Raw genomic sequence first — 12641 nt, 5'->3', positions numbered from 1 at the left:
CTGCTGCCCCGGTGGAGAAGGCTGAGGAAGCGCCGAAGCCCGAGGCGAAGGCTGATGTTGCTGCCAGCGGTATTGGTGCGGCTTTGGTGGCGTCGGCCTACGGCCAGATCGGTGTGTCGCAGGACTGCACCGCGATGGTGGAGAACGCGCTGCGTTCGGCCGGTATTTCCGTGGGCGATCTGGCTCCGGCGCAGTTCATGGCGTACGGTACCCAGGTTTCGACGCCGCAGCCGGGCGACATGATCTACTACGACGATGCCGGTGCCGGGGTGCCGCACATCGCGATTTACGTGGGCAACGGCCAGGCCATCCATGGTGGCTGGACTGGCTACACGACCGCGCTGGCCGATGCTTACATCGGTTCGGGCCCGGTCTTCATCCGCCCCAACGGCTAAGAGTTCTAACCGGGTACCGCGCTACCCGAACACGTTTCCCAGGTTATAGTAGTACCGCATCTCGGGCGTTCCGCCGTACGGAGGCCTGCCGGCATCTGCCAGCGGCCCCAGTTGCAAACGCCGGTCCGCTCGTGGCGGAACTGGATCAGACCTGGATCAACGTTTTTATCTGCAGGGCCGTCTTCCGACGAGGGCGGCCCCGCAGTGGTTAACGGATAGGTGCGCCTTGCCCCTGATTGGCATTGTTCTCGTCTGAGAAAGGCCGCAAACAACGTTTCATCAACGCCTCGGGCACCTCGTCGGAATTTCGATGGACGAATAATTAGCGCAGCGGGCGTGATTCCGCTTACTCTAACTCTTGTCAGTGTCGAATCACCATGGCCGGGATGCAGCCGATCCCGCAGCCCCGGGCGTGGCCGGACGGACAGGAACGTGCATGCGCACACTCGTTCTGAACGCTGGATACGAACCGCTGGCGGTAGTGACCTTCCGCCGGGCGCTGCTTCTTGTGCTCACTGGAAAGGCGAGCATCATCGCTGAGGACGGCGAACCCGTCGTCGGGCCCAACGACATATTCGGCAGGCCATCGGTCATCCTGCTCAACCGCTACATCAAGATTCCCTATCCCCAGGACATGACAGTGACACGACGGGGCGTGCTGCGCCGGGACAACTACGAGTGCGCCTACTGTGGGAAGACGGCGAACACGGTTGACCACGTGAAGCCACGTTCGCGCGGCGGAATCGACAGTTGGGAGAACCTCGTCGCCTGTTGCCTGCGCTGTAACAATGCAAAGGGGGACCGGACACTGAAGCAGATGGGCTGGCATTTGCGCATCACCCCGCGCGCTCCCCGCGGCAGCCACTGGCGGATCCGTGAACTGGAGCGCCCAGCTCCGGCATGGAGCGAGTTCCTCGACTCCAACCCGGCGGCCTGATGGCTCAGTCCGGATTCGACGCCGTCATCCTGGCCGGCGGCCGTTCCTCGCGGCTGGGCGGCGAGCCCAAAGCCCTGCTCCGCTACAACGGCCAATCGCTGCTGCGCCGCACCCTGGATAGCCTTCGAGCGGCCCGGCGCATCGCCCTCGTTGGTCCCGACGAGCTGCGCGTGGAACTGGAGGCCTTCATCGATACCGAGCCCGAAACCACGGTGGTACTGACGCGTGAAGATCCTCCTTTTTCGGGCCCCGCCGCAGGAATCGGTGCAGCGATCAACGTGCTGCGCAGGGGCATTGCCAAGGACGACAACGGCGGTGCCGCCTTCAGGGCGCCCCTCACCCTGATCTTCGCGTGCGACATGCCTGCACTGGGCACACTGCCGCAGCTGCTGCTTGATGCGGCCGAACGAAATCCGGCCGTGCAGCTGGTGCTGCCTGTGGACGCCGATGGCCGCACCCAACCCTTGGCCTCTTGTATCGACAGCGTGGCACTGGATGCAGCAGTGGCCGGATATGGCCCAGGCGGGCTGGCCGGAATGCCGGTACGGAAGTTACTCGAGGGGCTGGAATCGCTGAAGCTTCCGCTCACGTCGACCGCGACCGCCGACGTGGATACCTGGGATGACGCGCAACGCTTTGGCATAGCACCGCCGGCACCGTAGCCTGAACTCATTATTGAGCTGTTCCTGCACGCGCTTTACGCCCGGCGCAGGGCGAAAAGAACATCGGAGGACCAGGTGGCCGGAGCCGAAGAAATGCTTGAACCTTTCGTCACAGAGCTACTCGCAGCCCTGGAGATCGAGGACACGCCGGTAGACCTTGAGGCGGTTCTCGGGCTGGCCGGAGTGGCGGCCCACAGCGTGATCCGTCCGGCAGCGCCTGTCACCACGTTTATTGTCGGTTACGCCGCAGGGTTGGCCGCCGCAACCGGACAGGCAGCGCCGGCTGTGGCAATGCGTGCCGCCAGCCGAGTGGCGGATGAAGTCGCCCGTCGCCACGCTGCCGACGGAGCAACCGGAGCAACCGGAGCAGCCGGAGCGGCAGGGGACGGAAGCGCTGAAAACGGAACTGGCGAGACCGGACAAGCGTGAGGCACCAGGAACCCTCCGTGAGCTGGGACGCGGCGCGGGAACTGGCTTATAAGACGGGGCAAGACAACCGCGCACGCCCCGCGTCCGTGGACTTGGCGCGTTGCACAGGGCTGACGTTGGCGCACGATGTCGCGGCTGAGTTTGCCGTGCCGCATTATGCCTCCTCGGCGATGGACGGTTGGGCCATTGCCGGCGCCCCTCCGTGGGAGCTGGCCCTGCCCGGAACGACGCTCTCTCCGGGACAGGCGACCCCCGTGGTCACCGGTGGGCTGATACCGGCCGGTACCGAAGCGGTACTCCGGAGCGAATATGGCGAGATGGAAAGCGTTGCGGAGCAAACCCTGCTCCACCGCCTCCGGGATGTTCCGGCTACGGAGCCACCTCCCGGGCGGCACATTCGTCCGGCCGGCGAAGAAGCTGCTGCGGGGGAGCCGATCATCGCGGCCGGAACAAAGCTCACCCCCGCGCACGTCGCCATTGCCGCAGTCTGCGGCCACGACCAGCTCCCGGTATATCCGAGGCCGTCGGCCTCGCTCTTGCTGACCGGGGACGAAGTCGTTACCTCCGGTGTTCCGGCGCCCGGGCAAGTCCGGGATACTTTCGGGCCGACCTTGCCCTCGATCATCCATGTCCTTGGGGGCGAAGCTTCCACATCCCGCCGCTTGCCGGATGACTCTGAGGCCACCCGCCGATCCATCCTTGAGTGTGGAGGGGACGTTGTGGTCACCACCGGCGGAACCGGGCATTCACGGGCAGACCACCTGCGCCGCGTTTTGGCCGAGCTGCAGGCCGAGGTCCTGGCTCCTTCCATCCGCATGCGCCCCGGCCATCCCGCTCTGATGGCCCGCCTCGCCGACGGGCGGACGCTGATAGGCCTGCCCGGGAATCCGCTCGCCGCCATGATGGCACTACTGACCCTCGGCGGCCCCCTGCTCGCCGGTATGACCGGCAGACAGCTTCCGGACACGGGCCGTGTTGCAGCCGGAACCCGGTTCGCCCCGCTGGATGGAAAAGACCGGCTGATCCCGTATGCGATGACCGCGGTGGGCGCTGTTCCCGCCGGCCATGTCGGTTCGGCCATGATGCGCGGGCTGGCCAACGCGGACGGCGTCATCGTGGTGCCTCCGGAAGGTGCCGCTGTTGGGCAGGAACTGCGTACCCTGCCGCTGCCTTGGTGAATTAAGCTGGCATCAATTAGCAAGGAGATTTTTATGGGACGCGTAACCCAGCGCCGCAAGGTGCTCAGACTCAGCCTCGACGGCCAGGCCAATCGACGGATGGATACCCTCGCCGCGGAAGAGCCATTGGAAATCAGGCTCGGCGGCAAAGCCTTCAGCATCACCATGCGCACCCCCGGGGACGACTTCGATCTGGTCGCCGGCTTCCTGGTTTCGGAAGGCGTGGTCTGGGAGGCCGCCCAGCTTGGCGCCATGCGCTTCTGCGCGGGCGAAGACGAACAGGGCCGCCAGACCTATAACGTCATCGAGGCCCAGCTGGCTCCCGGCGTCGCGCTGCCGGACACCTCGCTGGAGCGCCATGTTTATACCTCGAGTTCGTGCGGGATCTGCGGAACGGCGTCGATCGATGCGGTCACCAAGAGCTCGCATTTCGCGATCTTGGGGGCGGACACGGCGGAGGCTGATCAGGACACAGAGAACCACGACGGCGCGCTGGCCGGCAACGCCTCGCGGCACTTGCCGTTGGCGACGCTGCTTTCCTTGCCCGATAAGCTGCGTGAGCGCCAACAGGTCTTCGACCGGACGGGCGGTGTCCATGCGGCCGGACTATTCAGCTTCGACGGCGAGCTGCTCTGCCTGCGGGAAGACGTCGGCCGGCACAACGCCGTCGACAAGGTGGTGGGCTGGGCATTGCGGGAAGGCCGGTTGCCGCTGAGCGACACAGTCCTGCAGGTTTCAGGCCGTGCTTCCTTTGAGCTCGTGCAGAAGGCCTACCTGGCCGGAATCCCCGTGTTGGCCGCCGTCAGCGCGCCGTCATCACTCGCCGTCGAACTCGCGGAGGAGTCGGGACTGACGCTGGCGGGCTTCAGCCGAGGTAACACTGTGAATATTTATGCTCATCCAGGACGAATTATCGGAGCGAAGGTCGAGATTCCCCTGTGACACGGGATACATTGGGGTCATGGCTCGCCGTGCACCTATTGATGACATAAATGAAGACTCTCTGGAAGTCCAGGATCCGAAGACAGCCGCTGCCGGCGTCAAAGCGGTCATGGTTTCCATGGAACGAGGACTGGCCCAAGCTGGCGTAACCCGGACCGTGCGCTCGATGCTCCGGGTTAACCAGCATGGCGGCTTTGACTGTCCAGGCTGCGCCTGGCCCGAATCGATCACCGGGAAGCGCAAGCCCGCCGAATTCTGCGAGAACGGCGCCAAGGCCATTGCCGAGGAAAACACCCTGCGGACCGTAGGCCCGGAGTTCTGGGCCGAGCATTCCATCAAGGACCTGGAAGAGAAGACCGAGTATTGGCTCGGCAACCAGGGGCGGATCACTCAGCCGGTTGTCATCCGGGAAGGCGACACGCATTATTCCCCGATCAGCTGGCCTGAAGCATTCGATCTCATCGGCGAACATGTCCGGGCGACGACGCCGGACCGCTGCGTTTTCTACACCTCGGGACGCACCGCGAACGAGACAGCGTTCATGTACCAGTTGTTCGCGCGGTCGCTGGGCACAAACAACCTTCCGGACTGCTCGAACATGTGCCATGAATCCTCAGGTTCGGCGTTGAACCCCACCATCGGCATCGGTAAGGGCACCGTTTCGCTGGAAGACCTGCATGAAGCCGAGCTGATTTTCGTCGTCGGACAGAACCCGGGCACCAACCATCCGCGTATGCTCTCCGCGCTCAGGGAATGCAGGGAGAACGGCGGAAAGGTCGTGTCCGTCAATCCGCTGCCCGAGGCCGGACTGATGAAGTTCAAGGACCCGCAGAGCGTTGAGGGGCTGGTCCAGGGCGGTAGCCAGATTTCCGATGAATTCCTGCAGATCAAGGTCGGCGGGGACCTGGCCCTGTTCCAAGCATTCGGCCATCTGCTGCTGGAAGCGGAAGAACGCGTTCCCGGTTCAGTGGTGGACAAGGCTTTCATCGAGCAGCAGACCGAAGGCTTCGAAGCCTACCGCGAGGCACGCAAGTCCATTGACTGGGACGAAACCGAGAAGGCCACAGGGCTTTCGCGGATGGAAATCTCGAATATTGCCGACCTGCTGGCCAAGTCCAAGGCGACCATCATTTGCTGGGCGCTGGGCCTGACCCAGCAGCCTCACTCGGTGGACACGCTGAAGGAAATCATTAACCTGCTCCTGCTGCAGGGCAACTTCGGCAAGCCCGGCGCAGGTGCTTGCCCGGTCCGTGGGCACTCCAATGTCCAGGGCGACCGGACCATGGGCATCTGGGAGAAGCCCAAGGAATGGCTCCTCGAAGCTCTGGACAAGGAGTTCGGCATCGAGTCGCCGCGCGAACACGGCTTTGACTCCACGGAAGCATTGCATGCCTTCGAGTTGGGTGACGTTGATGTTTTCGTGTCCTTGGGCGGGAACTTCGCGCTGGCCAACTCGGATACAGCGGCGCTTGAGGCAGGCATGAAGCGGGCCGGGTTGACCGTCCATATTTCCACCAAGCCCAACCGCTCGCACGTTGTCCATGGCAAGACCTCTCTTATCCTGCCCACCTTGGGACGGACCGATACGGATGATAAACACCCGAAGGGGCCGCAGTTCCTGTCCGTGGAAGACTCGATGTCTGTTGTCCACTCCACCCGTGGACGTCTTACACCTGTCTCGGAGCACCTGTTGGCAGAACCGGTAATCATTGCCCGCATGGCGCAGGCCGTGTTGGGCGACGATCATGTTGTGGATTGGCGAACCATGGCCGAGGACTACGACGTCATTCGCGATCATATTTCCCGTGTACTGCCGGGCTTTGAAGACTTCAACCAGCGAATCCGCAACAAGAATGGGTTTGTGCTGCCCAATCCGCCGCGGGACTCGCGCTCATTCGCCACGGACATCGGCCGTGCAAGGTTCACCGTGAGCCCGCTGGAATACCTGTCGGCTCCCGAAGGGCACCTGATTCTGCAGACCATGCGCAGTCACGATCAGTACAACACCACGTTCTACGGCTTGGACGACAGATACCGTGGCATCTCCAATGGCCGCCGCGTCATCCTCGTGCATCCTGACGATCTGAAGGAGTTGGGTTTCGAAGACCGCGAACTCGTGGATGTCATCAGCACCTTCCAAGGCACGGAACGCCGAGCGGACAGCTTCAGGCTTGTTTCCTATCCGACGGCACGTGGCTGCGCGGCTGCTTACTTCCCTGAGGCAAACGTCTTGGTCCATAGGGAATTGGTTGCACGTGAATCGAACACTCCCGGCTTCAAAGCGATCACCGTCCGGTTCGTCCCGGTCAAGGAAAGCGATACCGAGACTCTTGCCGCTGGGCAGACTGAGCAGACGGATAGTGTTAGCGAGCTGATGCCGAGCTAACGGCCGCTGCACCATTGGTCAGAATGGTGGTTCTTTTTCTTCGTCGGGTGGTTCCGGTGGTGGTGGTTTTTTGCGTTTGAGGCGGCGGCGGAAGTCGTCGGGCAGCGCGTCCAGGACCCGGTCGGTGAAGGAGGGCGGTCCGGCGCCGGTATCGCCGGGTCTGGTGGTGTAGGTCTGGTTCCCCGGCGTGGTGGTAATGAATTCGCCGGGCCTGGTCTGGGTGACTTTCCAGCCGGCGAGCGATTTAAGCCGGTGGTCCGACCCGCAGCGCGGACCAAGGTTGCCGAAATCCGTCCGGCCGTGCCCGCCGTTCGCGTGGTAATCGATGGTGTGGTCCAGATCGCAGTCCTTCGCCGGAACATGGCAGCCCGGCGCCGTGCACGTCGTGTCGCGGTGCCGGACCGCGCGGGCCAGGTCCGCCGGCGGCCGGTACACCGTTTTGCCGTAGGACAGGGTGGTCCCGGTCTCGGGATGCGTCAGGATCCGGTAGAACGACGCGGCGCCTTCGCAGAGTTTCCGGGCGGCGTCGGCGGGGATCGGCCCGTACCCGTCGAGGGTGGCCGGTTCCTCGTCCAGGCCCATCAGCGTGAACACCGGCACGGTCAGCGCGACTTCGGGCCGGATCCCGGCCGCCGGCCCGGCCTCCATCCCCGCGTGCAGGAGCAAATCGATGAACACGTCCGCGCGCAGCTGCCCGAGGGTGCGGGTCTCCGCCCCGGTTTGCAGGCCCCGCGCCGCTTGGGTGAGCCGGTCGTACGCGGCGCATGCTTCCTCGGCGGGCAGGTACGCGCCCAGGAACGCCATCCCGTCATCCGCCGGCTCCAGGTGCACGCTCCGGCACTTTTCCTGCCGTTCGCGGCGGACGGTGATGGTTTCCGGATTCAGTTTCTCGCGCTGCTTCCGCGCCGCGTACTGCAGTTCGCCCGGCGTTTTATCCGGCGCCTCGCCCAGCAGGGCCTGCTCGAAGCCGGGTTTCGCGCCGTCCGGGAGGGTGTCGCCCTGCCGGGTGATCACGCCCGCGCGTTCCAGGTCCAGGTCCCCGGCGGTGAGCGCGGCCAGCGTGCCCGGATAGTGTTCGCACAGCTCCTGGGCGGTCTCGTACCGGCCGCGGGCCTGCTTCTCCGTGATCCGGTACAGGCAGGCCAGTTCCCTGACCACGGACTGCTCGGCCAGCTCTTCCAGCCCGGCCCGGCCCGGCGACGGCGTGCCGGGTTCCGGCGGCGGCAGCTCCTCGATGGCGGTCTGCCCGATCCGGTGGGTCAGGCGCACCAGGCCCGCGTCCAGCCACGCCGCCAGCCGCCGCCCCGCGGCCAGCTGCTCCACCGCCGACCGGTAATCCAACCCGTTATACCCCCGCACCCCGGCATCGGCATCGGCATCGGCAACGGCAACCACAACGCCACCAGCGGCGGCGGCCGCGGCCCCGGCATCGGCCGCGCCAGCGGCGGCAGTACCGGCAGTGTTCACGGCGTTGCTGCTGCCGTTGCCGGCGGTGGCGGCCTTAGCCTCGGCCGCATCACCGGTGTTGCTGGCGCTGGTGGTGTTGGCGGTGTTGTTGGCGGTGGCGTGGAAGAGTTTGAACCAGTCGGCCGGGGTGCCGGCGGTGATCCGGCGGAGGCGTTCGGCGTAATACTCCCCGTGCGTTTCGGTGAACAGGTCCCCGGGCAGCCCCTCAAGGTCTTCGGCGGGCCCCCAGCTGGCGGGGAACGGGCCGGACGGCGGCCAACTGGCCCAGGCTTCCTCGCGCTCCCACGCCGCGAAGTCATCGAGGCCGGCGCTGGCACCCAGATGCTCCGGCTCCCCGATCCGGGCGGGGATCTCCTGCCCGGCCAGCGGGTCCTCGCCGTAGGACTCCAGCGTCGGCGGGTCCAGGACCGGGCCGCGGGCCTCGGCGTAAATCTCCTCCATGTAACCGGCCATCGTCGCGTGCTTGGGCGGTTTGCCGGCCGCAATGTATTCGCGGGCCTGGGCCAGGCCGCGTTTGCGGTCCTGCGCAGCATGCAGGTCCAGGCGCTCCAACGCCTTGCGCAGCGCTTCCTGCCGCTGCGCGGCGGTCGTGGGCCGGCCCTGCTGAATGCAGCGCAGCGAAAACCCGTGCTCCGCAAGCCCCTGCGCCCCGGACTCCTGCCCCGCGGACTCCTGTCCGGGGGCCGGGGAACCGGAAACCGGTGCCGAACGCTCTTCCGCTGCCATGACTTCAGTCCATCATCCGGCTGTGACAGTTCGGAGGCTTATTCACAGCGTCTGACGGGTTCCACGAAAATTCTTCAAAAATCTTTTCCGCAGCAGTTTTACCGAGCCCGGCAGGAAGCACACCGGGGCGCAACACACCGGGGCGGACCACGCCGGCGCGGACCAAGCGGCGAGGCTGAAGCTCGGCCGCTGGTATCCCGGGATCCGATGACGAAGACTTCTGCATTGCCATGACTCCAGTCCATCAGCCGCCTCCGACAACCAGGCCCGAATTCAGCACCGCCCACACTAACGGCCGAAGCTTTCCTGATCTGTTCGAATTCTGCCCTTGGAATCGAGCGGCTGCCCGAACCCCACAGCGTCAATGTGCGCGTCGTCGCCGTCGTAAAGGGAATAGGCGCCCGTGATTAGAGGTTGCGGCAGGTATGGAACTCGGCATCTATAGCTTCGGCGACATCCACCCCGATCCGCTGACGGGGGAGCGGACATCGCCGCAACAACGGATGGCGGATCTACTGGAGCGGGCCCGGCTGGCCGATGACGTGGGCCTCCACTATTTCGGGATAGGGGAGCACCACCGCCCGGACTATGCAGTCTCTGCGCCGGTTCCCGTGCTGGCCGCGGCGGCTGCGCAGACCAAGAACATCAAAGTTGGCTCCGCGGTCACGGTGTTGAGCACCGAGGACCCCGTCCGCGTCTACCAACAATTTGCCACGCTGGATCTGCTGTCCGGCGGCCGCGCCGAATTGACCGCCGGTCGCGGTTCCTTCATCGAGTCCTACCCGCTCTTCGGTGCCGCTTTGGGCGACTACGACGAGCTGTACGAGGAGAAGATTGCTCTGCTGCTCCAGTTGGACGAGCAGGAAGAGGTCACTTGGAGCGGAAAGTTCCGGCCCGCGCTCGACAACGCCAAAATCCTGCCCAGACCGGCCGGCAAACCAGGCGCTGACCATCTGGATATCTGGATCGCCACCGGCGGCACGCCCGCGTCGACCGGCCGGGCGGCGGCGCTGGGCAAGAACGTCATCTATGCGCTGCTCGGCGGCACCGTTCACAGCTTCGCACAGCACGCACAGCTCTACCGCACCGAGGCCGCCAAGGCGGGGCACGACGTTGGACGCCTGAAAGTGGGTGTCAGCAGCACAGGCCTGGTGGCGCGGGAGGAAGCGGCGGATAAGTTCTATCCCCATTGGCTGGACTCGCTCACCCGGATTGCGGCCGAGCGCGGGTTTTCCAAGCCCAGCCGCGTCAGTTACAACATGCAGGCCGCGCGGTCCGGCGGCATCTACGTGGGCAACCCGGAGGAGGTGGCCGAGAAGCTGGTGCTGACCCATCAGTACATGCAGCACGACCGGCACATCCTGCAGATGGACCTCTCCTCGGTGCCGCAGAAAACCGTCCTGGAATCCATCGAGCTGCTCGGAACCGAGGTGCTGCCGCTGGTGCAACGCGAGCTCTCGTCCGAATAAGACCTAGGCTGTATTAGTACATTCGTTCCCAGTTTCAAAGGAGTCAGCATGTCCATGGAAGGGGCGGCGTGGAGTTCGCTGTACCGGCTTTCCATGTCGGACAAGGCCAAGCACGGTTTCTCCAAGAAGACCGTCAAACGTACCCTGGCGTTCGCAGCGCCCTACAAGGGCAAGCTGATCTTCTTTGTCATCGTGTCCATCATCTCGGCCGCTTTGGCGGTTGCGACGCCGGTCCTCGCCGGCCAGGTAATCGATGCGATCGTCGCGAAGACAAGTATTGAGACGATCGTCTGGCTGGCCGTCATCATCGCCATCGTCGCCATCGCCGATGCGGCGCTGAGCATGGTCACGCGCTGGGTTTCCTCCGGTCTGGGCGAGGATGTCATCCTGGACCTGCGCACGGCGGTGTTCGATCATGTGCAGAAGATGCCGATTGCGTTCTTCACCCGCACGCGCACAGGAGCGCTGGTCAGCCGGCTGAACAATGACGTGATCGGTGCCCAGCGCGCCTTCGCCGGTACGCTTTCCGGCGTCGTCAGTAATTTTGTGGCCCTGGTGCTGACACTGATCGTCATGCTCAATACGTCCTGGCAGGTGACGCTGCTGGCGCTCGTTATGCTGCCCATCTTCCTGCTGCCGGCCAGGCAGATGGGGTCGCGGTTGGCGGAGATGCGCCGCGAGGCAGCCAACCACAACTCCGCGATGAGCACGCAGATGACGGAGCGTTTTTCCGCTCCGGGCGCCACGCTGGTCAAGCTTTTCGGCAGGCCCGAGGAAGAGTCCCGGGAGTTCAAGGTCCGGGCGGAGCGCGTGCGCAACATCGGTATCAAATCCGCGGTTCTTCAGTGGACCTTCGTCACCGCACTGACCCTGGTCTCCGCGCTGGCGCTGGCACTGGTTTACGGTCTGGGCGGGTTCTACGCCATCATCGGCCGGCTCGATCCGGGCGACGTGGTGGTGCTGGCGCTGCTGCTGACCCGGCTGTATGCGCCGTTGACCGCTTTGGCCAATGCGCGCGTGGAGATCGCCAGTGCCCTGGTCAGCTTTGAGCGCGTCTTCGAGGTGCTGGACCTGGATCCGCTGATCAAGGAAAAGCCCGACGCCGGCTCCGTCCCGCCGGGGCCGGTCACCGTTGAGTTCAAGGACGTCCGGTTTGCCTACCCGTCAGCCGACAAGGTTTCGCTGGCCTCGCTGGAAGAAGTTGCCACACTGGACACCCGCGGCGGCGAGGAAGTGCTCCACGGCATCAACTTCAAGGTGGAGCCCGGGCAGACCTTGGCGCTGGTCGGGTCTTCCGGTGCAGGCAAATCCACCATCGCCTCCCTGCTGGCAAGGTTGTACGACGTCGACTCCGGCTCCGTGGAACTCTCCGGCGTCGATCTTCGTGACCTGAGCTTCGATTCGATCCGTTCCACCATCGGCCTGGTAACCCAGGACGGGCACCTGTTCCACGACACGATCCGGGGCAACCTCACGCTGGCCCGCCCGGAGGCTTCGGACGAGGAGATCTGGGACGTGTTGCGCCGGGCCAGGCTCGAGCCGATGGTCCGGTCCCTGCCGGACGGGCTGGAGACCATGGTGGGGGAGCGCGGCTACCGGCTGTCCGGCGGCGAACGCCAGCGGATGACCATCGCGCGGCTGCTGATCGCCCATCCGCAGGTGGTCATCCTGGATGAGGCAACCGCTGCACTGGATTCGACCAACGAAGCAGCGGTGCAGGCAGCCTTGACCGAGGCGCTCGAGGGGCGCACCGCCGTCGTTATTGCGCACCGGTTGTCCACCATCCGTTCCGCGGACCAGATCCTTGTGGTCGAGGACGGGAAAATCGTGGAGCGGGGCACCCACCTTGAACTGCTGGCCCGCAGCGGACGTTATGCCGAGCTGTACCGGACGCAGTTCCGCACAGAAACGACTGAAACGCCTGCCGTGCCCTGAGGTAAATACCGCGTGCCCTGAACGGCGCGCGGTATTTTTTATCAGTGCTATCCGGTCCGTCATTCGTTACAGTGTCATAGGTTGCCTAAGTCACAGCAGAGTTTTGGGGAGCAGG

The 12641-nt window shown here is 64.7% G+C and carries 10 protein-coding genes; 9 read left to right on the top strand and 1 reads right to left on the bottom strand.

Annotated elements, in window-relative coordinates; all coding sequences use genetic code 11:
* The 7 genes from AC5RWO_RS08460 to AC5RWO_RS08430 form a co-directional block, all read left to right on the top strand.
* On the top strand, positions 1–395 hold a 395-nt coding region (locus AC5RWO_RS08460), incomplete at its 5' end, for an NlpC/P60 family protein (RefSeq protein ID WP_498730891.1).
* A gap of 436 nt (positions 396–831) precedes the next feature.
* The gene (locus tag AC5RWO_RS08455; RefSeq protein ID WP_074699732.1) at positions 832–1332 is read left to right on the top strand and encodes an HNH endonuclease; all 501 of its coding nucleotides are present in this window, start codon (positions 832–834) and stop codon (positions 1330–1332) included.
* Positions 1332–1994 (top strand): molybdenum cofactor guanylyltransferase, encoded by a 663-nt coding sequence (gene mobA, locus AC5RWO_RS08450; RefSeq protein ID WP_498730889.1) that lies wholly within the window; start codon positions 1332–1334, stop codon positions 1992–1994. The genes AC5RWO_RS08455 and mobA overlap by 1 nt, the downstream gene beginning before the upstream one ends.
* Positions 1995–2087: 93 nt before the next feature.
* The gene (locus AC5RWO_RS08445) at positions 2088–2423 is read left to right on the top strand and encodes a DUF6457 domain-containing protein (protein WP_498730887.1); all 336 of its coding nucleotides are present in this window, start codon (positions 2088–2090) and stop codon (positions 2421–2423) included.
* 17 nt (positions 2424–2440) lie between these two features.
* On the top strand, positions 2441–3601 hold the full coding sequence (locus AC5RWO_RS08440; protein ID WP_498730885.1) for a molybdopterin molybdotransferase MoeA: 1161 nt from the start codon (positions 2441–2443) through the stop codon (positions 3599–3601).
* 33 nt (positions 3602–3634) lie between these two features.
* Positions 3635–4543 carry a formate dehydrogenase accessory sulfurtransferase FdhD gene (gene fdhD / locus AC5RWO_RS08435; RefSeq protein ID WP_498730883.1) on the top strand — a complete coding sequence of 303 codons (909 nt, stop codon included), beginning with the start codon at positions 3635–3637 and terminating at the stop codon, positions 4541–4543.
* A gap of 19 nt (positions 4544–4562) precedes the next feature.
* A complete protein-coding gene (locus AC5RWO_RS08430; RefSeq protein WP_498730881.1) occupies positions 4563–6929 on the top strand; it encodes an FdhF/YdeP family oxidoreductase in 2367 nt (788 codons plus the stop codon).
* Positions 6930–6947: 18 nt separating this feature from the next.
* On the opposite strand, the gene AC5RWO_RS08425 is transcribed toward AC5RWO_RS08430, so the two are convergent.
* On the bottom strand, positions 6948–9122 hold the full coding sequence (locus AC5RWO_RS08425) for an HNH endonuclease signature motif containing protein (RefSeq protein ID WP_498730879.1): 2175 nt from the start codon (positions 9120–9122) through the stop codon (positions 6948–6950).
* A gap of 425 nt (positions 9123–9547) precedes the next feature.
* Between AC5RWO_RS08425 and AC5RWO_RS08420 the strand changes: the two genes are divergently transcribed.
* Complete coding sequence (locus AC5RWO_RS08420) at positions 9548–10591, top strand: LLM class flavin-dependent oxidoreductase (protein WP_498730878.1); 1044 nt, start codon at positions 9548–9550, stop codon at positions 10589–10591.
* 48 nt (positions 10592–10639) lie between these two features.
* Entirely contained in the window at positions 10640–12526 is a 1887-nt protein-coding gene (locus AC5RWO_RS08415; protein WP_498730876.1) for an ABC transporter ATP-binding protein, read from the top strand.
* Positions 12527–12641: the final 115 nt, after the last annotated feature.

It is taken from the genome of Arthrobacter sp. B055-34 (assembly GCF_059090425.1).
The sequence above is the reverse complement of the archived record's forward strand: the minus strand, read 5'-3'. Positions and strand labels throughout refer to the sequence as shown.